Source organism: Streptomyces sp. NRRL F-5755 (genome assembly GCF_001279365.1).
GTDB classification, from domain to species: domain Bacteria; phylum Actinomycetota; class Actinomycetes; order Streptomycetales; family Streptomycetaceae; genus Streptomyces; species Streptomyces rimosus.
Genome location: NZ_LGCW01000295.1, coordinates 126,567 through 153,357 on the forward strand (window position 1 = coordinate 126,567; position 26,791 = coordinate 153,357).

Annotated in this window: 7 protein-coding genes (1 of these 7 running past the window's edge); all 7 read right to left on the bottom strand. The window is 74.4% G+C overall.

Going from position 1 to position 26,791, the window contains the following annotated elements; all coding sequences use genetic code 11:
* Window positions 1-14,124 carry the 5' portion of a type I polyketide synthase gene (locus tag ADK86_RS43460; RefSeq protein WP_234346139.1) on the bottom strand. The gene continues 7,131 nt to the left of window position 1, outside the view, so only the first 14,124 of its 21,255 coding nucleotides appear in the window; it begins with the start codon at window positions 14,122-14,124; the stop codon falls past the left edge of the window.
* A gap of 369 nt (window positions 14,125-14,493) precedes the next feature.
* Entirely contained in the window at window positions 14,494-15,255 is a 762-nt protein-coding gene (locus ADK86_RS31825) for a LuxR C-terminal-related transcriptional regulator (protein WP_078952394.1), read from the bottom strand.
* A 310-nt stretch (window positions 15,256-15,565) separates the two neighbouring features.
* Window positions 15,566-18,322, bottom strand: a complete 2,757-nt coding sequence (locus ADK86_RS31830) for an ATP-binding protein (protein WP_053699705.1) — start codon at window positions 18,320-18,322, stop codon at window positions 15,566-15,568.
* Window positions 18,312-21,119 carry a helix-turn-helix transcriptional regulator gene (locus ADK86_RS31835; RefSeq protein WP_234346140.1) on the bottom strand — a complete coding sequence of 936 codons (2,808 nt, stop codon included), beginning with the start codon at window positions 21,117-21,119 and terminating at the stop codon, window positions 18,312-18,314. Before ADK86_RS31835 ends, ADK86_RS31830 begins: the two co-directional genes overlap by 11 nt.
* Window positions 21,120-21,138: 19 nt before the next feature.
* Window positions 21,139-24,042: a helix-turn-helix transcriptional regulator gene (locus ADK86_RS31840; protein WP_053699706.1), complete on the bottom strand. Its 2,904-nt coding sequence runs from the start codon at window positions 24,040-24,042 to the stop codon at window positions 21,139-21,141.
* 132 nt (window positions 24,043-24,174) lie between these two features.
* The gene (locus ADK86_RS31845; protein ID WP_053699707.1) at window positions 24,175-24,942 is read right to left on the bottom strand and encodes a thioesterase II family protein; all 768 of its coding nucleotides are present in this window, start codon (window positions 24,940-24,942) and stop codon (window positions 24,175-24,177) included.
* Window positions 24,943-25,071: 129 nt separating this feature from the next.
* On the bottom strand, window positions 25,072-26,103 hold the full coding sequence (locus tag ADK86_RS31850) for a GDP-mannose 4,6-dehydratase (protein WP_030589004.1): 1,032 nt from the start codon (window positions 26,101-26,103) through the stop codon (window positions 25,072-25,074).
* Between the last annotated feature and the right edge of the window lie 688 nt (window positions 26,104-26,791).

Genomic DNA, 26,791 nt, shown 5'->3' on the forward strand with positions numbered 1-26,791 from the left:
GCGCTCCCAGTCCACGTCCGCGACGGCCAGCACCGTCTCGTCGCCGTCCAGGGCCTGCCGCAGGCCGGTGAGGGCCAGCTGCGGGTCCATGAAGACCAGTCCGCTGCGGCGGATCTGGGCTGGGTCGACGCGGCCGAGCTTGAGGTCGTCGGCCCAGATGCCCCAGGAGACGGCGGTGGCATGGGCGCCGCGGGCGCGGCGGTGCTCCGCCAGGGCGTTCAGGTAGGCGTTGCCGGCGACGTAGGCGGCGTGCGCGCCGCTGCCCCACATGCCGGCGGTGGAGGAGTAGAGCACGAAGGCGTCGAGGTCGTCGCCGAGCAGTTCGTCCAGGTGCCGGGCGCCGGTGACCTTGGCGTCGATGACCTTCGCGAACGCTTCGTGGGTGGTCTCCTCCAGCGTCGCCAGCTCGATGGTGACGGCGGTGTGCACGACGGTGCGTACGGTACGGCCCTCGGCCGCCAGCCCGTCGAGCATCCGCGCGACCGCGTCGCGGTCGGTCAGGTCGCAGGCGACGACACCGGCCTCGCAGCCCAGCTCGGCGAGTTCCCGGACGAGTTCGTCCATGCCGGGTGCGTCCGGGCCGCGGCGGCTGGTGAGGACGACGTGCTCGGCACCCTGCCCGGCGAGCCAGCGGGCCAGGTGCGGGGCGAGGGTGCCGGTGCCGCCGGTGACGAGGGTGGTGCCGCGCGGCGTCCAGGGCCGGGCCGGGGTGGCGTCCGCGGGGGTGGCGCGTACGACGCGGCGGGCGAGGACGCCCGAGGCGCGCACGGCGAGCTGGTCCTCACCCGTACGGCCGGACAGGACGGCGGCCAGGCGCTCGCCGGCCCGCTGGTCGAGCTGTTCGGGCAGGTCGACCAGGCCACCCCAGCGCTGCGGGTGTTCGAGGGCGGCGGTCCAGCCGAGGCCGAGGATCTGGGCCTGTCCGGGGCGGGTCAGCCGGTCGGCGCGGCCGGTGGAGACGGCGCCGCGGGTCAGGCACCACAGGGGTGCGTCGATCCCGGCGTCGCCGAGTGCCTGGACGAGCGCGAGGGTCAGGGCGATGCCGCGGGTGAGCGCCGGGTGCGCCGCACTCTGCTCCTCGGCCTCGGCCAGCAGCGACACCACACCTGTCGGACCGGCCGCGTCGCCGAGGCCGGTCAGGCGCTCGGCCAGGACCGCGCGGTCGGCGCAGGCGTCGTCCAGGACGAGGGTGCGCGGCTCGGCGCCGTGGGCGGCGAGGACGGCGGTGAGGCCGTCGGTGTCGGTCCCTTCGGGGGCGACGACGAGCCAGCTGCCGGTCAGGGTGGCCGTGGGCAGGCTGGTCAGCGGCTTCCAGGTGGCGTGGTAGCGCCAGGAGTCGACGGTGGACAGGTCGCGGCGGTGCTTGCGCCAGTGCGAGAGGGCGGGGAGAACCGGGGCCAGGGCGGCCTGGTCGAGACGCAGGCTGGAGGCGAGGGCATCGACGTCCTCCTGCTCGACGGCCGTCCAGAACTCCGCGTCGGCGGGGTCCGTTTCGGCCCTGGCCCCGGCCCGTTCGGGGATCGCCCACAGGTGTTCACGCTGGAAGGCGTAGGTGGGCAGCGGCACGCGGCGGGCGCCGGTGTCCGCGAGGACGGCGGTCCAGTCGGCGCCGGCGCCCCGTACGAAAGCCTCGGCGAGCGAGGTCAGGAAGCGGTCGGTGCCGCCGGTGTCGCGCCGGAGCGTGCCGAGCACCGCGGCCGTGCCGCCGGCTTCCTCTACGGTCTCCTGGACGCCGATGGACAGCACCGGGTGGGAGCTGACCTCGATGAAGAAGCGGTGGCCCTGGGCGAGGAGTGCACCGATGCCGTGCTGGAAGCGGACGGTCCGGCGCAGGTTGGTGTACCAGTAGTCGCCGTCCATGGCGGTGGTGTCGAGCCAGTCGCCGGTGACGGTGGAGAAGAAGGGCACCTCGGCCGGGCGCGGGCGGACCGGCGCGAGGACGGCGTGCAGCTCGTCGCGCACCATCTCGACCTGCGCGGAGTGCGAGGCGTAGTCCACGGCGATGCGCCGGGCGCGGATGTCGGCGCCGACCAGTTCGGCCTGGAGCGCGTCCAGCGGCGCGGTGGCGCCGGAGACGACGGTGGAGCGGGGGCCGTTGACGGCGGCGACGGACAGGTGCTCGTACGCGGCGAGGCGCTGTTCGACCTCGGCGGCGGGCAGCGGGACCGACATCATGCCGCCGGAGCCGGCGAGGCCGCGGGCGATGGCCTGGCTGCGCAGCGCGACGACGCGGGCCGCGTCCTCCAGGGACAGCGCCCCGGCGACGGCGGCCGCGGCGATCTCGCCCTGCGAGTGGCCGATCACGGCGTCGGGGGTGATGCCGTGGGCGGACCACAGCGCGGCCAGGGAGACCATGACGGCGAAGGACGCGGGCTGGACCACGTCGACGCGGTCCAGGGTCGGCGCGCCCTCTGCCTGGCGCAGTACGTCCAGCAGGGACCAGTCGGTGAATGCCGACAGGGCGGTGGCGCACTCGGTCAGGCGCTCGGCGAAGACCGGGGACTCCTCCAGGAGCCGCGCGCCCATGCCGACCCACTGGGAGCCCTGGCCGGGGAAGACGAAGACGGTCTTGCCGTCGGTGTCGGCCGTGCCCTGCACGACGCCGGGCGCGGAGCCGCCGGTGGCGAGGGCGTCCAGGGCGGCCCGCCGGGTGGCGTCGTCGGTGCCGACGACGACGGCGCGGTGGTCGAAGAGCGTGCGCGAGGCCACCAGGCTGTGGGCGATGTCCAGCGCGCCGGGTGCCTGCTCGCCGTCGAGGTGGGCGGCGAGTCTGGCCGCCTGGGCGCGCAGTGCGCCCGGGGTACGGGCGGACAGCACCCAGGGCACGGCGTCACCGGCCGGGGGCACCGGCTCGGCGGGAGCCGTCTCCTGCGGGCGGGGGGCCTCTTCGAGGATGGTGTGGGCGTTGGTCCCGCTGATGCCGAAGGAGGAGACCGCGCAGCGGCGCGGGCGCTCGCCCTCGGACCACTCGGCGGGCTCGTTCAGCAGGGCGAGGGTGCCGGGCGTCCAGTCGATGTGGCCGGAAGGGGTGCCCGCGTGCAGGGTGCGCGGCAGCGTTCCCTCACGCAGGGCCATCACCATCTTGATGACGCCGGCGACACCGGCCGCCGACTGGGTGTGCCCGATGTTGGTCTTGACGGAGCCGAGCAGCAGCGGGCGCTCGGGGTCGCGGTCCCGGCCGTACGTGGCCTGCAGGGCCTGCGCCTCGATCGGGTCGCCGAGGGCGGTGCCGGTGCCGTGGGCCTCGACGGCGTCGATGTCCGCCGGGTCGAGCCCCGAGTTGGCCAGGGCCTGGCGGATGACGCGCTGCTGGGAGGGGCCGTTGGGGGCGGACAGGCCGTTGGAGGCGCCGTCCTGGTTGATGGCGGAGCCGCGCACGACGGCGAGGATGTCGTGCCCGTTGCGCTGGGCGTCCGACAGACGCTCCAGTACGAGGATGCCGACGCCCTCGGCGAGGGTCATGCCGTCGGCGCCGTCGGCGAACGCCTTGCAGCGGCCGTCACCGGCCAGGGCCCGCTGGCGGCTGAAGGCGACGAACGGGTTGGGGTTGGTCATGACGGTCGCGCCGCCGGCCAGGGCCAGGGAGCTTTCGCCGTTGCGCAGCGACTGGCAGGCCAGGTGCAGGGCGACCAGGGACGAGGAGCAGGCGGTGTCGACGGTGACCGCCGGGCCTTCGAGGCCGAAGAGGTAGGCCAGGCGGCCGGACAGGACGCTGGGACTGGTGCCGGTCACCAGGTGGCCGGCGGAGCCGTCCTCGATGCCGAGTCCGTACTCCTGGTAGGTGGAGCCGATGAAGGTGCCGGTCGTGCTGCCGTGGACGGTGGTGGGGTCGATCCCGGCGTACTCGAACGCCTCCCAGGTGGTTTCCAGCAGCAGCCGCTGCTGGGGGTCCATCGACAGCGCCTCGCGCGGCGAGATGCCGAAGAAGGAGGCGTCGAACTCGCCCGCGTCGTGCAGGAAGCCGCCCTGGCTGGAGTAGGTGGTGCCGGGGTGGTCCGGGTCGGGGTGGTGGAGGCCGGTGTCCCAGCCGCGGTTGACGGGGAAGTCGCTGATCGCGTCGACGCCGTCGGAGATCAGCTCCCAGAACTGCCGCGGGGAGCGGACGCCGCCGGGGAAGCGGCAGCTCATGCCGACGATGGCGATGGGCTCGTCGAAGCCGCCGGACGACGACACAGCCGACGCCACGGCCGCGGTCTGCGCGCCGCCGGTGCCCAGGATCTCCTCGCGCAGGTGGCGGGCGAGGACGGTGGGCGTCGGGTAGTCGAAGACGAGGGTGGCGGGCAGGTTGAGGCCGGTGAGGGCGGCCAGCCGCTTGCGCAGTTCGACGGCGGTCAGCGAGTCGAAACCGGCGTCGCGGAAGGCCCGCCGCTCCGGGATGGCGTCCGCGGAGTCGTGGCCGAGGGCGACGGCCGCCTCGGCGCGCACCAGGTCGGCCAGCAGCCGTTCCTGCTCGTCCTCGGCCAGGCCCCTGAGGCGGGCGGCGAACTCCGGCGCGGCGCTCTCGACGTCGTTCTCGGCGCGCACCAGGGCCTGGACCTCGCCGAGTTCGTCGAAGAAGACGTTGCGGCGGGTGGAGGTGAAGACGGGGTGGTAGCGCTCCCAGTCGATGTCGGCGACCGTGACCGTGACGTCGCGGTGGACGACGGCGCGCCGCAGTTCGGTCATGGCGGTCGCGGGCACGAGGAAGCGCAGTCCGCGCCTGCGCAGGTCCTCGGTGACGGCCTCGTGGGTGGCCATGCCGGCCTCGGCCCACGGGCCCCAGGCGACGGAGGTGGCGGGCAGGCCGCGGGCCGCGCGGTGCTCGGCGAGGGCGTCGAGGTAGGCGTTGGCGGCGCTGTAGGCGCTTTGCCCGGCGCTCCCCCACACACCGGCGATCGAGGAGACGAGGACGAAGAAGTCCAGGTCGTGGCCGTCCAGGAGGCTGTCGAGGTGGGCCGCGCCGAGCATCTTGGCGGCCATCGCCGCCGCGGCCTCGTCCAGCGGGGTGTCGGCGAGGGCGGCGTTCTGGCCGATGCCGGCCGCGTGCACCACGCCGGTCAGCGGATGCTCGGCGGGTACGGAGGCCAGGACGGCGGCGAGCGCGTCGCGGTCGGCGGTGTCGCAGGCCGCGATGGTGACCTCGGCGCCCAGCTCCTGGATCTCGGCAGCCAGTTCGGCCGCGCCGGGAGCGTCGGGGCCGCGGCGGCTCGTAAGGACGAGGTGGTCGGCGCCGCTGCGGGCGAGCCAGCGCGCCGCCTCGGCGCCCAGGGCTCCCGTACCGCCGGTGACGAGCACGGTGCCGCGCGCGGTGAACGCGTCGGCCGCGGGCAGTTCGGCCTGCGGGTGGCGCGCCAGGCGGCGGCCGAGCGCCCCGGTGGCGCGGATCGCGAGCTGGTCCTCGCCGCCCTGCGCGGCCAGCGCGCTGACGAGGTGCTGGGTAGTGGGGGCGTCGAGGGTGGCCGGCAGGTCGATCAGGCCGCTCCACAGCTGCGGGTGCTCCAGGGCGGCGACGCGCCCCAGGCCCCAGACCGCTGCCTGGAGGGGGTTGGTGAGCGGGTCGTCCGCGCCGGTGGTGACCGCGCCGCGGGTCAGGGTCCACAGGGGCGCGTCGAGCGGGGTGTCGGTGAGCGCCTGGGTCAGTACGAGGCTGAGCGCGAGCCCGGCCGGGAGTTCGGCGTTCGGCCGGCACCCGGGGCCGTCGGCCAGCGGGAGCAGGGACAGGATGCCGGAGAAGGCGCGCTCCTGCGTGCGTACGGCGTCGAGCCGGGCGGCGAGTTCCGCGCGGTCGCGGCAGGCGTCGGCGTCCAGGACGAGGGTTTCGAACTGGGCGCCGTGGCCGCGCAGCGCCTCCAGGATCTCGTCGCTGTCGATGCCGTCGGCGGTGACGAGCAGCCAGGTGCCTTCGAGCACGGGCGCGGCGGCCGCCCGTACGGGCCGCCAGGCGACCCGGTAGCGGGTGGAGTCCAGCAGCGCCTTCTCGTGCCGCTGCTGGCGCCAGGAGGACAGTGCGGGCAGCAGTGCGTACAGGGAGGCGTGCTGTTCGTCGCGCAGCCCCAGGAGGCTTGCCAGTCCGGCGGCGTCGCCGCGCTCGACGGAGCCCCACAGTTCGGCGTCCGCCGGGTCGGCAGCGGCCTGCGCGGGGCGGGCCGGGGCCGGTTCGGGCCAGTAGCGCTCGTGCTGGAAGGCGTAGGTGGGCAGGCCGACCGTACGGGCTCCGGTGCCGGCGAGGTACGCGGGCCAGTCGACGGCCGTACCGCGTACGTGCAGGCGGGCCAGCGCGGTGGCGGCGCAGCGCTCCTCGCCGCGGCCGGCGCGCAGCAGCGGGAGGAAGTCGGCGTCCGCTTCGTCGCCCAGGGCGTCCTGCGCGGGGGCGGACAGGGTGCTGTCGGGGCCGAGTTCGAGGAAGGTGCCGGCGCCGCGGGCGTGCGCGGCGCGCACGGTGTCGGCGAAGCGGACGGTGCCGCGTGCGTGTGCGGCCCAGTAGTCCGGGGAGCGCAGTTCGTCGTCGGTGACCGGCCGTCCGGTCAGCCCGGAGACGATGGTCACCTCCGGCGTACCGTAGGTGAGCTGCGCGGCGACCTCGCGGAGGCCGTCGAGGACGGGCTCCATGAGGGGCGAGTGGAAGGCGTGGCTGACCTTCAGGCGCTTGGTCTTGCGGCCCTGCGCCTTGAAGTGGGCGGCGATCTCCTCGGCGGCGGCCTCGTCGCCCGCGACGACGACGGAGCGGGAGCCGTTGACGGCGGCGAGCGACACCTCGTGCTCGCGCCCGGCGAGCAGCGGCGCGGTCTCGTCCTCGGTGGCCTCCAGGGAGATCATCGCGCCGCCTGCGGGCAGCTCCTGCATCAGCCGTCCCCGCGCGGCGGCCAGGCGGGCCGCGTCGGGCAGCGAGAGGACGCCCGCGACGTGCGCGGCGGCGATCTCGCCGACGGAGTGGCCCATCAGGATGTCGGGGCGTATCCCCCAGGTGCCCAGCAGCCGGTGGAGCGCGACCTGGAAGGCGAACAGGGCGGGCTGGGTCCACTCGGTGCGGTCCAGCAGCTCCGCCTCGGGGCTGCCCTCCGGGGCGAACAGGACGTCCTTGAGGGGGCGGTCCAGGTGCGGTTCGAGGGCGGCGGCCACCTCGTCCAGGGCGCGGTCGAACGCGGGGAAGCGGGCGGCGAGTTCCCGGCCCGCTCCGGGGCGCTGGCTGCCCTGTCCGGAGAACAGCACGGCCAGCTTGCCCGCACCGCCGGTCTCGCCCTCGGTGAGCGCGGAGTCGGGGCGGTCGGCGGCCAGGTTCGCCAGCGCGCGCAGCAGTTCGTCGCGGTCGCCGGTGACGACGGCGCGCTGGTCGAAGGCCGAGCGGGTGGTGGCGAGGGAGAGCGCGATGTCGGCCGGGTCGAGGGCGGGGCGCTCGTCGAGGAAGGAGAGCAGGCGGGCGGCTTGGTCCCGCAGCGCGGCCCGACTCTTGCCGGACAGCGTCCACGGCAGCACGGCCGGGCTGAGTGCGGGCTGTTCGCGCTGCTCGGTGGCGGCCGGGGGCTGCTCGACGATGAGGTGCGCGTTGGTGCCGCTGAAGCCGAAGGAGGAGACGGCGGCGCGGCGCGGCCGGTCGGCCTGCGGCCAGGGGGTTTCCTCGGTGAGCAGGCGCACCGCGCCGGAGTCCCACTCCACGTGCGAGGACGGCTCGTCGGCGTGCAGCGTACGGGGCAGTACGCCGTGCTCCATGGCCATGACCATCTTGATGACACCGGCGACACCGGCGGCGGCCTGGGTGTGGCCGATGTTGGACTTCACCGAGCCCAGCAGTAGCGGGCTCCCGGGGTCGCGGTCCTGGCCGTAGGCGGCGAGCAGGGCCTGCGCCTCGATGGGGTCGCCCAGGGTGGTGCCGGTGCCGTGGCCCTCCACGGCGTCGATGTCCGCGGCGGTCAGGCCGGCGGCGGCCAGCGCCTGCCGGATGACGCGCTGCTGGGAGGGGCCGTTGGGCGCGGTCAGGCCGTTGGAGGCACCGTCCTGGTTGACGGCGGAGCCCCGTACGACGGCCAGGATGCGGTGGCCGTTGCGGCGGGCGTCGGACTGCCGTTCCAGGACGAGGACGCCCACGCCCTCGGACCAGCCGACGCCGTCGGCGCCGTCGGAGAACGCCTTGCAGCGGCCGTCCGGGGACAGGCCGCGCTGCCGGGAGAACTCGATGAGGGCGCCCGGCGTCGACATGACCGTGACACCGCCGGCCAGCGCGAGCGAGCACTCCCCTGCGCGGAGCGCCTGCATCGCCCAGTGCATGGCGACCAGCGACGACGAGCACGCGGTGTCGACGGTGACGGCGGGGCCTTCGAGGCCGAGGGTGTACGAGATGCGGCCGGAGGCAACGCTCGGGGCGGTGCCGCTGCCCTGGTGGCCCTCGAACTGCCCGCCGGCCAGCACCGCGCCGTAGTCGTTGTACATGACGCCCGCGAACACGCCGGTCTGGCTGCCGCGCAGGGACACCGGGTCGATGCCCGCCCGCTCGACGGCCTCCCAGGACGCTTCGAGGAGCAGCCGCTGCTGGGAGTCGGTGGCCAGCGCCTCACGGGGGCTCATGCCGAAGAAGGCGGGGTCGAAGTCGGCGGCGTCGTGCAGGAATCCGCCGAAGCGGGAGTACGAGGTCCCGGTCCGGTCCGGGTCCGGGTCGTAGAGCGCGTCCAGGTCCCAGCCGCGGTCGGCGGGCAGCCCCGAGATGGCGTCGGTGCCCTCGCTGACCAGCCGCCACAGGTCCTCGGGCGAGGCGACGCCGCCCGGGTAGCGGCAGCTCATGCCGACGATGACGATGGGGTCGTCGTCGGTGGCGGCACGGGGTGCCCGGACCGCGGCGGCGGCTTCGGAGCCCATCAGGCCGTCGAGGATGTGGGTGGCGAGGGCGTCGACGGTCGGGTGGTCGAAGATGACCGTCGCGGCGGTGCGCAGGCCGGTGGCGGCGCTGAGCCGGTTACGGAGTTCCACGGCGGTCAGCGAGTCGAAGCCCAGCTCCCGCAGCGGGCGCCGCGCGTCGATGTCGGCGGTGCCGGCGTGGCCGAGGACACCGGCCACCTGACCGGCGACCAGGTCGAGCACGACCTCGCGGCGGTCGGTCTCGGGCAGCCGGGACAGCCGCTGTACGAGGGTGACGGCGGCCTCCGAGCCCGAGACCACCGCGCGGCGGGCCGGGGTGCGGATCAGGCCGCGCCACAGCGGCGGCAGCTGGTCCTGGAGGCGCAGCACGGACAGGTCGAGCCGGGTCGGCAGCAGGACGGCGGTGTCCGTGGCGGTGGCCGCGTCGAACAGGGCGATGCCCTGGTCCTCGGTGAGGGCGGGGGTGCCCATCCGGGCCAGCCGGTCGAGGTCGTCGTCCGTGAGGCCGCCGGTCATGCCGGCGGTGGGCGCCCACGGGCCCCAGGCCAGGGAGAGGCCCGGCAGGCCCTGGGTGCGGCGCAGCTGGGCGAGCGCGTCGAGGAAGGCGTTGGCGGCGGCGTAGTTGCCCTGGCCCGCGGCGCCCACGGTGCCGGACAGGGAGGAGAAGACGACGAAGGCGGCCAGGTCCAGGCCGCGGGTGGCCTCGTGGAGGTGCCATACGGCGTCGGCCTTGGGCCGCAGCACCGCGCTGATCCGCTCGGGGGTGAGCGATTCGATCACACCGTCGTCGAGGGTTCCGGCGCTGTGCACGACGGCGGTGACGGGGTGCGCGTCGGGCACGCCGGCCAGCAGCCGGTCGACGGCGGCGCGGTCGGCCAGGTCACATGCCGTGATGGTCACCTGCACGCCGAGCCCGGTCAGTTCGGCGACGAGCTCTCCGGCGCCGTCGGCGTCGGCGCCGCGGCGGCTGGCGAGCAGCAGGTGCCGTACGCCGCGTTCGGCGACCAGGTGCCGGGCCAGTACGCGGCCCAGCCCGCCGGTGGCCCCGGTGAGGAGCACGGTGCCCTCGGGGTCCCAGTCCGCCGCGGTCCGCGGCGCCTGGGCGCGGGCGAGCCGTGCGGTGAGCACACTGGTCCCGCGTACGGCGGTCTGCGGCTCGTCCGCGGACAGGGCCAGGGCGCGCGACAGCGGCTCGGCGGCGGTCTCGGCGGCGCCCGAGTCGAGGTCGAGCAGCGCGAAGCGGCCGGGATGCTCGCTCTGTGCGGCCCGTACGAGGCCCCAGACGGCGGCGGCCACCGGGTCCGGCGCCTGCCCGGCGTCGGTGGCGACCGCGCCACGGGTGACGAGGACCAGCCGGGATGCGGCGTAGCGCTCCTCCGCCAGCCAGGTGCGCAGAAGCTCCAGGGCGTGGGCGGTACGGGCGTGCACGGCGTCGGTGACCTCGTCGCCGTCCGCACCCGCGACGGGCGCGAGGACCACGTCCGGTAGGTCGGCGATGGCGTCCAGGCCGGGCAGCACCGTCACCGTACGGTCCGGCGAGGCGAGGGCCTGCTCCAGGCCGAAGAGGTCCGCACCGAGAACGGCGACCGCGGCGGGCGCCGCCTGGGCGGCCTGGCGTGCCTCGGTCCAGCGCAGCTCGAACAGGGCGTCGCGGACCAGGGCGTCGGCGCCGCCGAGCTGTTCGTCGGGCATGGACCGCAGGACCAGCGAGCCGATGGAGGCGACCGGGGCGCCGGTGGTGTCGGCGACGGCGATCGCCACGGCGTCGTCGTCGGCCGGGGTCAGCTTCACACGGACCGTGCTCGCCCCGCTCGCGTGCAGGGTCACGTCCTGCCACGCGAAGGGCAGTCCGCCGCGGGCCTGTTCGCCCAGGTCGGCGAAGGCCGCGGCGTGCAGCGCGGCGTCCAGCAGGGCCGGGTGGATGCCGAACGACGTGGCGGACGCGGCGTCGGCGCCGTCGGCCCCGGGCAGTGTCACCTCGGCGTAGACGGCGTCGCCGCTGCGCCAGGCGGCGTGCAGGCCCTGGAACAGCGGCCCGTAGCCGAAGCCGTTGTCGGCCATGCGGTCGTAGAAGCCGTCGAGGTCCAGCGGACGCGCGTCGGCGGGCGGCCAGGCCGTGGCGTCGAAGTCGGCGCGGTGCTCACCGGCGACGAGGGTGCCGGCGGCGTGCTGGGTCCAGGGCAGTTCCTCCGGCCCGTCGGGGCGGGAGTGGACGCTCACGGCGCGGCGGCCCGACTCGTCCGGGCTGCCCACCCACACCTGCACCTGGACGCCGCCCTCCTCGGGCAGGACCAGCGGTGCGGCCAGGGTGAGTTCCTCGACGCGGCCGCATCCGGCCTCGTCCCCGGCGCGTACGGCCAGTTCCAGGAAGGCGGTGCCCGGCAGCAGGACGGTGCCGCGTACGGCGTGGTCGGCGAGCCAGGGGTGGGTGCGCCGCGACAGCCGGCCGGTCAGCAGCAGGCCGTCGGAGTTGGCGACCGACACGGCCGCGGCCAGCAGCGGGTGGTGGGCCGCGCCCAGGCCGGCGGCGCGCACGTCGCCGCCCGCCCCGGGCACGTTCCGGGGCCAGTAGCGGCGGCGCTGGAAGGCGTACGTGGGCAGGTCGACGCGCTGGGCGCCGGTGCCCTGGAAGTAGGGCTCCCACTGGACGGTGACGCCGCGGGTGTGCAGGCCCGCCAGCGCGGCGGTGAGGGTTTCGGCCTCGGGGCGGCCCTTGCGCAGGACGGCGAGCGTCGCGGGAACGCCGTCGGCGGCGTCGTCGGCCGCGGCCAGGCAGCTCTGGGCCATGGCGGACAGGACGCCGTCGGGGCCCAGTTCCAGGTAGGTGGCGGTGCCGTGGCCGTCGAGCCAGGCGAGGGTGTCGGCGAACCGCACGGTGTGCCGGGCGTGGTCCGCCCAGTAGTCCGGCGAGGCCAGCTGCTCGACGGTGGCGAGGGTGCCGGTCAGGCCGGAGACGACCGGGATCACCGGCGTCTGCGGGGTGAGTCCGGCGACGACCGTACGGAACTCCTCCAGCACGGGTTCCATCAGCGGGGAGTGGAACGCGTGCGAGACGCGCAGCCGCTTGGTCTTGCGCCCCAGCGCGGCGAAGTGCTCCGCGACGGCCTGCGCTTCGCTCTCCTCCCCCGCGACCACGACGGCGGCGGGCCCGTTGACCGCGGCGATCGAGACGCGGTCCCGCCGGTCCTCCAGGAGGGGCAGGACCTCCTCCTCGGTGGCTTCGAGGGAGATCATGGCGCCGCCTTCGGGCAGCGCCTGCATGAGACGGCCGCGGGCGACCACCAGGGCCGCCGCGTCGGCCAGCGAGAAGGCCCCGGCCACGTGCGCGGCGGCGATCTCGCCGATGGAGTGCCCGGCGAGGTGGTCCGGCTTGATGCCGAAGGACTCGGCGAGGCGGTAGAGCGCGACCTCGATGGCGAACAGCGCGGGCTGCGCGTAGCCGGTCCGGTCGAGCAGGGCCGCCTCGGGCGTGCCCTCCCCGGCGAACAGCAGCTCCTTCAGCGGCCGGTCGAGTCCCTGGTCGAGGTGGGTGAGGACCTCGTCGAGGGCGGTGGCGAAGACGGGGAAGCGGGCGGCGAGTTCGCGGCCCATGCCCGGCCGCTGGGAGCCCTGCCCGGTGAAGAGGAAGGCGAGCTTGGAGCGGGTCCGTGCGGTGTCCTGTACGAGGCCCGGGTCCGGCGTGCCGTCGGCCAGCGCGGTGAGGGCGGCGCGCGCCCGGTCGAGGTCGGCCGCGGTGAACGCGGCGCGGTGCTCCATACCGGAGCGGGTGGTGGCCAGGGAGTAGGCCACGTCCACCGGCGCGGCGCCAGGGTCGGACGCGAGGTGTTCGAGGAGCTGCGCAGCCTGGGCGCGCAGCGCTTCGCGGGTACGGCCGGAGACGAGCCACGGGACGGCGCCCGCCGCCACGGGCTCGGGCGCGGCCGGCTGTTCGGTGTCCTCCTGGGGCGCGGCCGGGGCCTCCTCCAGGATGGTGTGCGCGTTGGTGCCGCTGAGCCCGAACGAGGAGACGCCGGCCCGGCGCGGCCGTTCGCCCTGCGGCCAGGGGACCTGCTCGGTGAGCAGGCGTACGGCCCCCTGTGTCCAGTCGACGTGCGAGGACGGCGCGTCCACGTGGAGCGTGCGCGGGAGCAGGCCGTGCTTCATGGCCAGCACCATCTTGATGACACCGGCCAGGCCGGCCGCCGCCTGGGTGTGGCCGAGGTTCGACTTGACGGAGCCCAGCAGGAGGGGGCGGCCGGCGTCGCGGCCCTGGCCGTAGGTCGCCAGCAGCGCCTGCGCCTCGACCGGGTCGCCGAGGGTGGTGCCGGTGCCGTGCGCCTCGACGGCGTCGACCTCGTCGGCCGAGAGCCGCGCGCTGACCAGCGCCTGTTCGATGACCCGCTGCTGGGAGGGGCCGTTGGGGGCTGTCAGGCCGTTGGAGGCGCCGTCCTGGTTGACGGCGGAGCCCCGTACGACGGCCAGGATCTCGTGCCCGTTGCGGCGGGCCTCGGAAAGGCGCTCCAGGACCAGGACGCCGACGCCCTCGGCCCAGCCGGTGCCGTTGGCGGAGTCGGCGAAGGAGCGGCAGCGCCCGTCCGGGGAGAGGCCGCCCTGGCGGCTGAACTCCACGAAGGTGGTGGGGCTGGACATCACGGTCACACCGGCGGCCAGCGCGAGGGAGCACTCGCCCTGGCGCAGCGAGTGGGCGGCCAGGTGCAGGGCCACGAGGGAGGACGAGCAGGCGGTGTCGACGGTGACCGCCGGGCCCACGGCCCCGAAGAAGTACGCGAGGCGGCCCGAGATGACGCTGGTGGTGGTGCCGGTCAGGGCGAAGCCCTGGACGTCGTCGTCCGGGCCCACCCGGTACTCCTGGGGCATCGCCCCGACGAACATGCCCGTTCGGGTGCCCCGGACCGCCGCCGGGTCGATGCCGGCCCGCTCGAAGGCTTCCCAGGAGGACTCCAGCAGCAGCCGCTGCTGCGGGTCCATGGCGAGCGCTTCACGCGGGGAGATCCCGAAGAAGGAGGCGTCGAATTCGGCCGCTTCGTGCAGGAAGCCGCCGGAGAACTCCCCCGCGTCCTCGGCCGCCTGCTCCCAGCCGCGGTCGGCGGGCGCCGCGGTGATGCCGTCCCCGTCGGCGGCGAGCAGGGACCAGAGCTCCTCGGGGCTGCGCACGCCGCCCGGGAAGCGGCAGCTCATGCCCACGATCGCGATCGGCTCGCGGGCCGCCGCCTCCAGCTCGCCCACCCGCTGCCGGGAGCGCCGCAGATCGGCACTGGCCCGCTTCAGGTAGTCGCGGAGTTTCTGTTCCTGGTCCATGTTCGCCACGTTCAACCCAACCCATCTAAGACCGGCGGACAGCAGAGGATTTCGTTGTGGGCATCCGGCACTGGGGACGGCTGTTCCACAGCGACTGATGAGATATCTGCGTGCCCGGCACGAGGCAGCTCGACTTCCCGCACGCCACCTGCCCAGTCTCGGCAAGGACGGCCATGGAATTCCCTAGAATCGGCCGGGCCCCGGGAGCGGCCGCACGACGAGGCGCCGGGGTACCGCGGTTGCTCCGCGGTACCCCGGCGCCTTGAGTCCCGTCGGCTCGCATTCGGACCATGGGCCGGGCACGGGGCGGGGACCGGCCCGCGGTCCGCGTTCGGCGAGCCACGGGATTGCGGGAATGTTGCTTGTGCGTTACTTGATGAAGCCCTCCACGACACGGGGCGGCCAGGTTCCCACCGTCAGCACCCCCATCGCATAGGCACGGGACACCAGTGCCGCGCGGTTGGGCACCTTGAGTTTCCGCAGCAGTCCGGTGACGTGATACTCCACTCCCTGCCGGCTGAGATACAGCCGGGAGGCCAGCGGAATCGTGGACAGGCCCGCCGCTATTCCCTCCAGGATTCTCGCGTCGATCTCACTGAGTAATTTCTTGCGGGGCGCGACCACCGCGTCGCCCTCGGCGCTCTGTCCCGGCCGCATCAGCACGAGCACCGCCGCCGGGTCGGGGGCGTAGCCGCTCACCGCGGTGGCCGTGAGGCTGCCGGTGAAGGCGTCGCCCTCCGAGCGCAGCGCCACGACGTGCGCGGAGAACCGGTCGCAGCGGCCGCTCAGCAGCCGTTCGAACTGCCGCATGAGCGGCTGCCGCACGCTGGGATGCACCAGCTCGCGGAAGTCGCGGCCGCAGACGTCGGGGGCCGTGGTGGTAGCGGAGTCGGAGGGTGCGCCGGCGAGCACATCGGTGCCGCTCTCGTCGGGGGTCGCGAAGTTGCGGAAGAAGTCCTGGGTGGCCTGACGGATCGTCAGGGTGGGGTCCAGTACGGCCATGCACACGCCCTGCCGGTCGGACGGCGGGCGCGCGTCCCGCCGTACCGGGGCGACGGCCGTCGCGACCGGGCCGGCCGCACTCCGGCCTGTCGAAATCTGCGGGGAATCCACCAGAGCGGAAAACTTCAAGGGACCGACATCCTTTCCAACCCCCGTCTGTAACCAGAAGTGCACGAGCAATCGAGCGAGGTGGCAAAAAATCCGGAGAATGAAACGCCCCGGGCCGACCGAAGGCCCGGCAGCTGTGGGAGAGAATTCCGACCTCCCCGAACACATTCGACACTAGGGAGAGGTCCAGACAAGCGTCAACGTCCACCCGGCCCGGTACGGCTAAACCTGTGGTCGCCCTCCGGAGGGGTACGGTCCCGCACCACTCTTTCGGTGCCCCCGAACACCCCGTACCGTTTACCGCCGGTAAGCCGTACGGGGCACGGCGGACTCACCCCACGGCGAACACCGCGCCCGCACTTCGGCTTCCCGGCAACTCGCGTCGCCCCGCCACGCCCAACTTCCGGTAGCACGAGGTCAGATGCTTCTCCACGGCCCGTGTACTCACACCGAGTTCATCGGCGATTTCCTGATTGGTCAGTCCCTTGCCCACCAGGGAGACGACCTTGCGCTCGCTGTGGGTGAGGGAGGCGTCCACACTCGGCGCGGTGGTCCCCAGGGCCGCGTAGGCGCGTTCGGTCAGCCAGGGGGCACCGCAGGCGGTGGCCAGATCGGCGGCCTCGCGCAGGACGGCCTTCGACTCCTTGCCGCTCTCCAGCGCCCGGCCCAACTGGAGCAGTGTACGGGCCCGTTCGAGCGTGTTGGCGGATGCCCGCAGGACATCGGCGGACTCGCGCAGCGTGGCGACGCCCCCTCCCCCGGGCAGCAGGGCCCGCAGCCGCAGGGCGCGGCCGAGCGAGGCGGGGGCCGCCCACTGCCGCGCCCAGGCCAGCTCCTCCTCCGCCAGGGCCAGGGCCGCACGGGGCTCGCCCAGGCGGTGGTGGAGGGCGATGGCGCGGGGCCGCCAGGGGTAGAGGACGGAATTGCGCCAGCCGGCCGCTTCCAGCTGGCGCCCACAGCCCAGCAGGGATTCCAGCGCGTGGGCGCCACGGCCGCGACGCGCGTCGAGCGATGCCTTGAGGAGTTGCAGCATGGCGGTCAGCGCGAGGCCGCCCGTCCAGCGCTGCCCGGCGTCCCGCAGGAGGTGTTCGATCAGCTGGACGTCGCCGGTCTCCATGGCCACCGCGGCCCGTACGGCGGTGGTGGACTCGCGCCAGTCCGCATCCGCCCGTTCGGCGGCCAGGTCGGCCTGTTCACGGGCCTGGGTCAGGCGGCCGCAGGCCAGCTGGACCAGGGCGTTCTCGGCGTGCACCACCGCGTCCGGGCGGCCGGCGTGCTGCTCGCCGGACAGGCGGGTGTTCAGGCCCTCCACGGTGTCGGCGGCGTACAGGGCCACCGCGACCAGCGGGAGCGCGATGCAGGCGCGCGCGGCGGTCACCGGCTCGCGTTCCAGGATCTGCCCGGCCAGGGCGGCGACGTCCGTGGCGGACAGGGCGCTGGAGAGGGTCGCCGCGTTGGTCAGCACGGCCGCCAGTTCGCGGTCGCCGCCGGTGTCCAAGGGGGGCGGGGTGCCCAGTGCTCTCAGGCGTTCCACCGCTCCGGTCAGTTCCGTCGGGTTCTCGTGCCCGGCGTGCCAGAGCCGTGCTTCCAGGCGCAGGGCGATCTCCCGGGCGGTGCCCCGGTGCGCGGCCGTGGGGTCGAGGTCTTCGGACGCGCGGCGCAGCAGGTCCACCGCCGAGGCGGGCGCCTCGCCCAGGAAGGTGGGCGGGATGAGCAGGGTGGCGGCGGCCCGGTCGGTGGCCGACGGCAGGAGGCGGACGGCCTGGCCGATGTGGCGTTCGCAGGCGGCGGGGTCGGTGGCGCGTTCGGCGCCGGCCAGCTCGATCAGCAGGCGCGCGCGCTCGAAGGAGCCCGTACTTCCCAGCAGAGCGCGCTGGAGATAGCGGGTGGCGGTGTCCGGTGCACCGCGGCGCAGGGCGGCCTGCGCGGCTGCCCGCAGTACCGCCACGGCCCATGGGTGGTGGGTGGCGGTGACGGTCATCAGCAGGTCCGCGACGTGTTCGGCGGGCCGGCCGGCCTGGTGGAGGAGTTCGGCGGCGGCCTCGCGGGAGCGCTCGCGTTCGGCGACGGTGAGGGAGGAGTCGACGGCGTCGCGGACCACGGGGTGGATGAAGCGCGGGGTGTCGTGCGGGCCGAGCAGACCGAGGTGGTGCAGGGGGCGCAGGGCCTGCTGGAAGCCGACGGCGTCCAGGCGCGCGTGGCGCCGGAAGAGGTCGGCGTCGCCGTGGTCGCCGAAGGCGGCGATGGCAGCGGCCAGGTCCCGTACGGGCCCCGGCTGGGTGCACAGGCAGCCCGCCAGGCGGTCGCGGAACTGGGCGGGCCCCTGCACGCGCACCTCGTCGGCGTGTTCGGCGGTGGGGCGGTGGCCGGTCAGAGCCAGCTCGCGCAGGACGGCTTCGAGGAAGAGCGGGTTGCCCTCGCAGGTCTCCTGGCAGGCGTGCGCGTAGGCGTCGTCGGCCGGCTCCCCCAGCTGGTGCTGGATCATGGCCCGGGTGCCGTCGAGCGAGAACGGGGCGGGGCGCAGGATCTCGGCGGCGTCCGCGAGGTCGCGGATGAGCGGGTGCTGCGCGCGGGGGTCGCCGTCGCGCAGGGTGCACACGAGGACGACACGCAGTCCGAACGGACGCCGGACCAGGTAGGCGAGCCATCGCAGGGAGGGCAGGTCGGCCCACTGCAGGTCGTCGACGAGCAGGAGTACGGGCGTGTCGGCGCAGGTTTCGGCCAGCACGGAGCGCAGGTCGTGCAGTACGGCTTCGGAGGCGGGCGTGTCCTGGTCGCCGGGGGCCGGGAGACGGCCGGCGGGGCACGGCCGTGCGACGCCGCCCGCGCCCTGGTCCCCGGAGGCGGCGTACAGGGCGGGGCCCAGGAGCTGGTGGACGATGCCGTAGGCGAAGTCCTGCTCCATGGGCGCGGCGTTGGCCCGCAGGACCCGTACGGTGTCGGGGGCCTGGGCGCCGGCCTCCTGGAGGAGCGTGGACCGGCCGATGCCCAAGGGGCCGGTGAGCACCAGGGCGGACGAACGGCCCGCCTGCGCCCGGCGTAGTGCGGTATTGATGCGGGTCAGTTCGGACTCCCGCTCATACAGCATCCGTTACGTCCCTTTCCGTCGACCGGCTCCGCGCGCGGAGTTCCTTGCGTGAGGTGATACGCAATTTCTTGTAGGTATTGCTCAACCGGTGCTCGACGGTTCTCCGGCTCACCATGAGCTGTTCAGCGATCTCGCGGTTGCCCAGGCCGCGGCGGGCCAGTTCGGCGGTCTGCCGCTCGGCGGGCGACAGGGCGGACCAGCCCTCGGGAAGGGCGTCCTCGTCGGGGGCGGCGGGCTGGTCCAGCTGGGCGGTCAGCCACCGTACGCGTTCGGCCAGCCGGCCGGAGGTACGGGTGACGGTGAGGCGGGACAGTTCGGACAGCAGGCGGGCCGCGGAGGCACGCTTGCCCTTGGTGACCTCCTCGGTGACGAGATCCGCCAGGACCCATGCGTAGGCGAGCCGGGTGGGCAGCTCGCCCAGGAGGCGGGTGGTCGTGCCGTCGGCCGGTTCCTGCTGGTCGACGCTTTCGGCGCCCAGCTGGGCCAGGCCCAGTGCGCTGGGGGCGCCCCACTGGCGGGCGAGGGTCAGCTCCTCACGGATCAGCCGCTGGGCCTGTTCCTGGTCGCCGAGCGTGAGGCAGGCCCGGGCGGCCATCGAGCGCCAGGGCAGCACGATGGGGTTGGCCCACTGGCGGCGCAGCAGCCAGCGGCCGCTCTCCTTGAACAGTTCGGCGCTCTCGGCCCAGTGGCCCTCCTCGATGGCCACGCGGGCGCGGGCGTACAGCAGGTAGGGCCAGTAGAGGCCGTATTCGGCGCCCGGCGGCATGGGGGTACGGGCCAGGGCGCGGGCCTCGTCGCACCGGCGGTCCTCCTGGGCGATGGTGCTGCGTACGGCGATGAGGTGCGTAGCGGCCAGGGGGTGCCAGGCGGCGAGGGGCAGGGCCCGTTCGGCGGCGTCCGCGGCGCGGTCGGCGGCGTCCAGGCGGCCGCCGCGCAGATGCAGTTCGGCGGACAGGGCCAGGGCGCGGGCCAGGACGGAGTGGCTGTGGCGGCGGCGCAGTTCGGCGATGACGGTGGCGAGCCGGTCCTCGGCCTCGGTGGCGGCATCGGTGGCCCACAGGGCCCGGACGGCGGCCAGGCGGGGCAGTGCGGGGGCGGCGTTGCCGGCGTCCAGGGCGCGGCGGGCCAGCTCCGCGACCCGTGCGCGGTGGAGGCCGCGTGCGGCGAGCTGCCAGGCCCGGATACCGGCCTGGGCGGGTGCCAACGGGTGTTCGGGCAGGGCGGGGAAGTCGGGGTCGGGCAGGTCACAGGTCTCGGGAGCGCTCTCAGCGGCATACCAGTACAGCGCGATCAGCTCGTCGCGCTCGCTGCCGTGGGCGGTGGCGAGGGCGTGCGCGGCGGCGCGGCGGCCCCAGGCGTCGTCGCCGCGGGCCAGGCCCATGTCCAGGGCCCGTACGCGCAGCTGGGCCCAGGCTTCGCCCTCGTGCGGGGCCTGGACGAGGGTCATGAGCCTGCGGTCGCCGGCTTCGGGAGCGGACACGGCCTCGGCGCCGGCCAGGTCGAGGCTGAGGTGGGCGCGTTCCAGCGGGTCCTGGGGTTCGTCCAGGGCGCGGTGCAGGTACGTGGCGGCGCGGGCGAAGTCGCCGCGGCGCAGGGCGGCGCCGGAGCCGCCGCGCAGGGCGTGCACCGCCCAGGGCTCGCCGATGGGCGGTGCCTCCAGCAGGAGACGGGCGATGTCCTCGTCGTCGGCCACGATCTGGTAGGCGAGGTGGGCGGCGCGGGCGTGCAGGGCGGCGCGTTCGGCGGCGGGCGTGTCCTCCAGGATGCGGGCCCGGACGATGGGCAGCCGCAGGCGTTCGTCGGAGCCTTCGGCGACGGTGAAGCCGGCCATCTCCAGCGACGCCCGCAGCCGGGATTCGCGTACGGTGCGCAGCCCGGCCAGGGAGCAGATCAGGGGGAAGTCGAGCAGGTCGCCGCCGACGGCCAACGCGCGTAGCACGGCGGTCGCCTCGTCGGTCAGTCCGCGCAGGGCGCGGCCCGCGCGGTCGCCGACGATGCCGGTGATCAGGGTGTGCAGCCGCGGGATACGGTCGGCGGTCGGCCGGTGGCCGGCGTCGGCGAAGCAGTGCAGGGCCGCGTGCAGGACGGCGGGGCTGCCGTGGGCCGCCTCGGTGGCCGCGGCGGCGAACGCCTCGTCGCACGGGGTGCCGCAGATCCGCTCGGTGAGGGCGGCGACCGCGCGCGGGCTCAGCGGCTGGACCGTGAGGTGGCGGAACAGCCGTGCGGAGGGGGCGGCGTCGGCCAGCCAGTCGGGGCCGTGCGGGTACAGCCCGGTGCGTCCGACGAGCAGGACGAGGGGGACGCCGTTGGACAGGCGGCGCACCAGGGCCTGCAGCCACTGTACGGAGGCCGGGTCCAGCCACTGCGCGTCCTCCACCGTCACCAGCGTGGGTGTGCGGCGGGTGGTGTGCAGGAGTTCGGGCAGGCCCGGCAGACAGGCCGGCTCCCGCTCGCCCCGCAGGTCTTGTAACGAGCGTTCGGCCACCTCGCCCAGCAGGCCGAGCAGCTGGGTCACGGCTCCGTAGCGCAGATCGCGTTCGGCCAGCGAGCCGCTGACGCGCAGGACGCGTACCGAGCGCTCCTCCGCGAGGCGGCCGGCCCAGCGCAGCAACGCGTTGTGGCCGAAGCCGGGGCGGCCGGTCACCGAGACGACGGCGGGTCGGCCTTCGCCGAGGGCGGCCACCACCTGGCCCAACTCGGCCTGTTGTTCCTCGCGTTCGAGCAGGGGCGGATCGACGCGCAGCCGTCCCGCCCGTATGAACCCCGCGTATAGCTGCTCGTCGTTCAACCCGGTCACCGACACCACCCCGGCCGTCTCAGCGCTGTCCGCGCGTCCGCGACGCCTGCCGTGGCACCCGCGCCCCGCGGACGCCCGGAGTGCGCAGGACCGCGGCGAGCTGGGCACGCTCGGTGATGGCCAACTTGCGGTACACGTTCGTCAGATGCATCTCGACCGTACGGACGCTGACGTGCAGCGACTGGGCGATCGAGCGGTTCCTCGCGCCTCCGGCGGCGAGGCCGGCGACCTTGCGCTCCATGCTGGTGAGCAGGTCCAGGGGCGAGCCGGTCATCTTCCGCATGCGGCCGCCCGCCGCCAGCAGGGCGCCGCGGGCGTTCTGCCCCAGGGTGAGGGCTCCGCAGCGCTGGGCGAGGTCGGCGGCGGCACGCAGGTGCTCGCGCGCGCCGCGCCGGTCGTCGGCGGCCAGCAGGGTCCGCCCCAGGACGAGTTCGGCGCGGGCGTGCTCCACGCGGGCCGGTGAGGCGGCCAGCGCCTGTACGGCCTCGCCCAGCAGGGCCACGCCCTTCTCGCCCGGGGTGGCCACACCGCGGGCCAGGGCCGCGAGGCCGAGGACGCGCGGGGTGCCCCAGCGCCGTGCGAGCCGGGTGCCGTGCGCCGCGAGGTCCCGGGCCTCCTCGGCGCGGCCGAGTTCCGCGAGCACACAGGCCGCCTCCGCCCACCAGGGCAGATACAGCGCGTTGCGCACTTCGGCTTCCTCCAGCGACCGGCCGCATTCGAGAAACAGTGCCAGCGCGCCTTCGGGGTCGCCCAGGGCATGTCGGGCACGGCCGTGGGCCATCAGGTACCGGTAGAAGGACCACACGTACTGGTCGCGCCATACGGGGTCGATGCCGGCCAGCAGCTTCTCGGCGCGCGCGGCCTCGCCCCGGTCCACCAGCACGCCGGCCAGGGCCAGGCGCGGCAGGGCCACCGTCTCGCCCCACCGTTCCGCTTCGCTGATCTGCACCGCCCTGCGGGCGTCCGCGAGCGCGTCCGGGAGGGAGCCCAGACCGTGCAGGACCAGGGCGCGGATGGACAGGGCCAGGGAGTAGGTCCAGACGGCGGAGTTCTCCCGGCCGTGGCGCAGGAGGCGGTCCAGCGCGCGCAGCGCGTCGTCGGTACGGTCGGCGAGGGCCAGGACGAAGCCGGAGTTGATCAGCGACCAGTTCTTCAGGGGCAGCTGGGGCGAGCGGGCCGCGCGCAGGGCGCACTGCACCGCGGGTTCCGGGTCCGCCTCGTCGTCGAACACCCTCAGTACGGCCATCGCCCCCAGCTTCTGGCGCTGGGCGGGGGTGTCGCCCTCGGGCACGGCCATCCCCGCGGCCCGCTCCCGGGCCCCGGCGAACGTACTGCGGCTATGGGTGCCGACGATCAGCAGCACCGACTCGACGAGCGTGCGCAGTTCCCGGTCGGCGGGCAGCGGGTCGGGGCCGAGTTCGGCGTCGAGGGCGTCCAGGACCTCTTCGAGCATGCCCAGGGCGGCGGAGCCCTCGCGGGCGGCCAGGCAGGTCGTACCGAACTGCGCGGCGATCCGCGCCCTGGTACGGATGTCCACGCTGGGCGCCAGCGCTCCGCGGAGCAGCCCCATGGCCTCGGGCGGGTCGGTCTCGGCGAGCGCTCCGGCCAGCCGGGCGCGGACCTCCACGCTGCCGGGGTCCACCTCCAGGACCCGGTACAGGTAGCGGGCCGCGGCCTCCGGGGCGCCGCGCTTCCCGGCCCGTACGGCGGCCTCCCGCAGGACGCCGGGCATCCAGGGCTCGGACATCGAGGGCAGCTCCAGGATGTGGCCCGCGACCTCTTCGGCGGGCCTGCCCGCGTCGCTCAGAAGGAGGGCCGCCCGGGTACGCAGGCACACCAGGGCATGCGCGTCCAACGTCGCCAGCACCGCCGCGCGCACCGAGCCGTCCGTGAAGTGCCGGCCGCCGGGCAGCAGCAGTCCGGCCCCGCGCAGCACCGTCAGGGCGTCCTCGACGACGTCGGCGGGTACGGCGGCCAGCGGGCCCACGAGGTCGGTGCCCTGCTCGCCGAGGACCGCCACCGCCCGCGCGACCTCGCCGACCCAGGCCGGCCGGCGATCCAGGAAGGTACGGGTCCAGTGCGCCAGGACGCGCCCGCCGACCTCGGGAATCCGGTCGGCACCGACCACGCCCGAGCCGGCGCCCTCGGCCCGCAGTTCCCGCAGCAGGTGGTCCAGGAGGCACGGGTTGCCGGCGGTCACGGCCCAGGCGCGGGAGACGAAGACGGGGGCGGCGGGTGCCGGGAAGACCTGCCGTACCGCCTCGGCCACGTCCGTCTCGGTCAGCGGCAGCAGGCGCAGCATCGTGGTGCGGCGGTGGGCGGTGAGGTCGGCCAGGGCGCGGTGGGCCGGGGCGCCGCGCGAGAGGACGGTGCCCTCGGCCTGCCGGGTGAGGACGACGAGCAGGGGCAGGCCGTCCGCCCTGCGCAGCAGAAAGTCCAGCCAGCGCAGGGAGAGTTCGTCACAGTGGTGGACGTCGTCCAGGGCCAGGACGAGGGGGCGGCGGCTCAGCTCGTCCGCCGCGAGGCGGTACAGGTCGTGGAACGCGCGCTGCACGGCGGGGGCGTGCGGCGGGTCGTCGGCCAGTGCCCCGGGGGTCAGGGCGAGGAGGGCGCGGCAGGCGGTGTCGTCGCGGGAGGCGTCCCGTACGGCCGGGCCGAGCAGCGTGCGCAAGGCGTACAAGGAGTCGCCCGCGGCGCTCTCCGCACAGGCACCGCGCAGCACCTTCGCGTGCCGGCAGGCGTCTCCGTCCAGGAAGGCACGCAGGAGGGCGGACTTGCCGACACCGGCCGGACCGGTGACGACGACCGAGCCCGCCCTGCCCCAACGGGCCTCGCGGGCCAGCCGGTCGAGTGCCCCGATGTCGTCGGCCCGCCCGACCAAGGTGCTGTGCGCGCACGATGGGGTGCTCCGGTCTTGCACCATAGAGCTCCTCGCACCTCAGAGACACAACAGATGCGACGGGGCCTCACCACATCATGTTGTAAATCACTCTAAAGAGTGATGCCCGACGTGCGCCACAGTACATGATCGGCAGACTTTGTGGCCAGGATGCCCTTACTTGGTGAACTCCGCCCCGTTGGTGAGGTGTTCACGCAGCAGCGCCAGAACGGCGGGAGCCTGCGAGCTGAGGAAGAAGTGGCCTCCCGGGTACACCTTGAGGTCGAACGCGCCCGTGGTGTGCGCGCGCCAGTCCCCGGCCTCCTCCAGTGTGGTCTTGGGGTCGTCGTCCCCCGTCAGCGCGGTGATCGGCGCCTTGATCGCCGCCCCGGGATCGCAGCGGTAGGTCTCCACCGCGGTGTAGTCGCTGCGGATCGCCGGGAGGATCATGCGCAGCAGCTCCTCGTCGCCGAGCAGCGCGGCGTCCGTACCGGACAGCAGCTTCAGCTCGGCGACGATGCCCTCGTCGTCGCGCCGGTGGACGCTCTCCGCGCGGTAGCGCGACGGCGCCCGCCGGCCCGAGGCGAACAGGTGCGTCAGTGCGCCGCCGTCGGCCTCCAGCCGCCGGGCCACCTCGAACGCGACCATCGCGCCCATGCTGTGCCCGAAGAACGCCGTCGGCCGCGACCTGATCCGCTCCCGCAGGGCCGCGTACACCAGATCGGCCATCGTCGCGATGTCGTCGGGACTGGTCTCGGTACGCCGGTCCTGGCGGCCCGGGTACTGCACCGACAGCACCTCCGCCACGGGCGCCAGCTGTGCCGACACGGGGAAGAAGAACGAGGCCGAACCGCCCGCGTGCGGAAAGCAGACCAGTTGGCGCGGGCGGTCCGGCGCCGGGTGGTAGCTCCGGGCCCAGAGGCCGTCCGCCGTGGTCGTCGTCATGGTGCTGGTTCCTCCTCCTCGCGATGGCACCGGGCCGGTGCCGGTGTGCGGCGGCCGGCACCGGCCCGGTGGTCCTCACGCCCATTCCACAGGGAAGAACGCGGGAAATCACCTAGTGTTCGCGCCCGGCTACCAGCTGGCGGCCAGCAGCAGGTCGCCGTACTCCCGCTCGCGGGACGCCTGGCGCAGATCGGAGTCGACCATCATGCGCATCAGCTCGGGGAAGTCGACGGTGGGCTCCCAGCCCAGCTGGGTGCGGGCGCGCTCGGCGTCCGCGCACAGGATCTCCACCTCGGCCGGGCGCACCAGCGAGGGGTCGATGCTGACGTAGTCCTCCCAGTTCAGGCCGACGTGCTCGAAGGCGATGCGGACGGCGTCGCGGACCGAGTGCATCTCGCCGGTGCCGATCACGTAGTCACCGGGCTCGTCCTGCTGGAGCATCAGGTGCATGGCGCGGACGTAGTCCCCGGCGAAGCCCCAGTCGCGTACCGCGTCGAGGTTGCCCAGGGACAGCTTGTCCTGGTAGCCGAGCTTGATGCGGGCCACCGCGAGGGAGATCTTCCGGGTCACGAACTCCGCGCCACGGCGCGGCGACTCGTGGTTGAACAGCATGCCGGAGACCGCGTACATGCCGAAGGACTCGCGGTAGTTGCGGGTGATGAAGTGCCCGTAGGTCTTGGCCACGCCGTAGGGGCTGCGCGGCCGGAAGATGGTGGTCTCGCACTGCGGGGTCTCGGCGACCTTGCCGAACATCTCCGAGGAGGACGCCTGGTAGAAGCGCATCTGCCTGCCGTCGGCGCTGCGCGAGCCGTTCAGGCCGCTCACCATGCGGATCGCCTCCAGCATGCGCAGCACGCCCATGCCGTTGATCTCGGTGACGAGTTCGGCCTGCTGCCAGGACATCGGCACGAACGAGATCGCGCCGAGGTTGTAGATCTCGTCGGGCTGCACCTTGTCGACGGCGGACACCAGGCTCGCCTGGTCCATCAGGTCACCGTCGACGAAGTTCAGCTCGGAGACGAGCCGGCTCACCCGCGACTTGCGGGGATTCGCCTGGCCCCGCATCAGCCCCCACACCTGGTACCCCTGCGCGAGCAGATGCTCGGCCAGGTAGGAGCCGTCCTGCCCGGTGATTCCGGTGATCAGCGCACGCTTGGACATCTCATTCCTCTCCTCCGCATGGAACACACCGCCCAAACGCAGAGCCGAATCGGCTGCTTGACCTCTTGGCTGCTGGGCCCCGAAAGGGCACCGGATGACATCGAAATGCCGTTGGTCCCGGACGCTGGGTAATCGGCACGCTGGCAAGCGGCCGGTCATGGTGTCAAGGAATTCCGGGCACTCTAGGGAATTCCCGAGTGCCCGTCACCGGGCGTTCGCGGCCGGTTGTCACCGGTGCCACCGGCCCCGGCGCGGCCCGCGGCGCCCGGCCCGGCGGCATACTAGGGATTTTCCGGTGGGCGGTGCGCTGCACTGTCCGGGTGTGCCCCCTCCAGGCCCGGCCGGCGCTCTCATCCCTGGTGCCGTCCGGGCCTGCCCGTCTCCTGGAGCGTCGCCCGGTGCTGCTCAGCCTCCTGCTCATTTCCTTGCGGCCGCACCGGCGCTCCGTCGCGCTGCCGGGGCTGCTGCAACCGGCGCGAATCCTGGCGCCGGTGGGCCCGGTGGAGCGCGGCCGTTCCGGCACCCCATCGCTTTCCGGCTCATTCCCCGGCGTACGAATCCGTTCTGCGCCCGTCTGCAGAAATCCCCGGGCCGGGTGGACGGTCCGTTGCGCGAACGCACCACCGGAGTCCGCGCCGTACGGGCTTTTGTGCGCGAAGCCATGAAGACGCGAGATTCGGCCGCGCCC

What these genes read in the sequence shown, in the direction of transcription:
- ADK86_RS31850 (WP_030589004.1), bottom strand. Translation starts at nt 26,103, where the DNA reads ATGTCCAAGCGTGCGCTGATCACCGGAATCACCGGGCAGGACGGCTCC.
- ADK86_RS31845 (WP_053699707.1), bottom strand. Translation starts at nt 24,942, where the DNA reads ATGACGACGACCACGGCGGACGGCCTCTGGGCCCGGAGCTACCACCCG.
- ADK86_RS31840 (WP_053699706.1), bottom strand. Translation starts at nt 24,042, where the DNA reads ATGGTGCAAGACCGGAGCACCCCATCGTGCGCGCACAGCACCTTGGTC.
- ADK86_RS31830 (WP_053699705.1), bottom strand. Translation starts at nt 18,322, where the DNA reads ATGCTGTATGAGCGGGAGTCCGAACTGACCCGCATCAATACCGCACTA.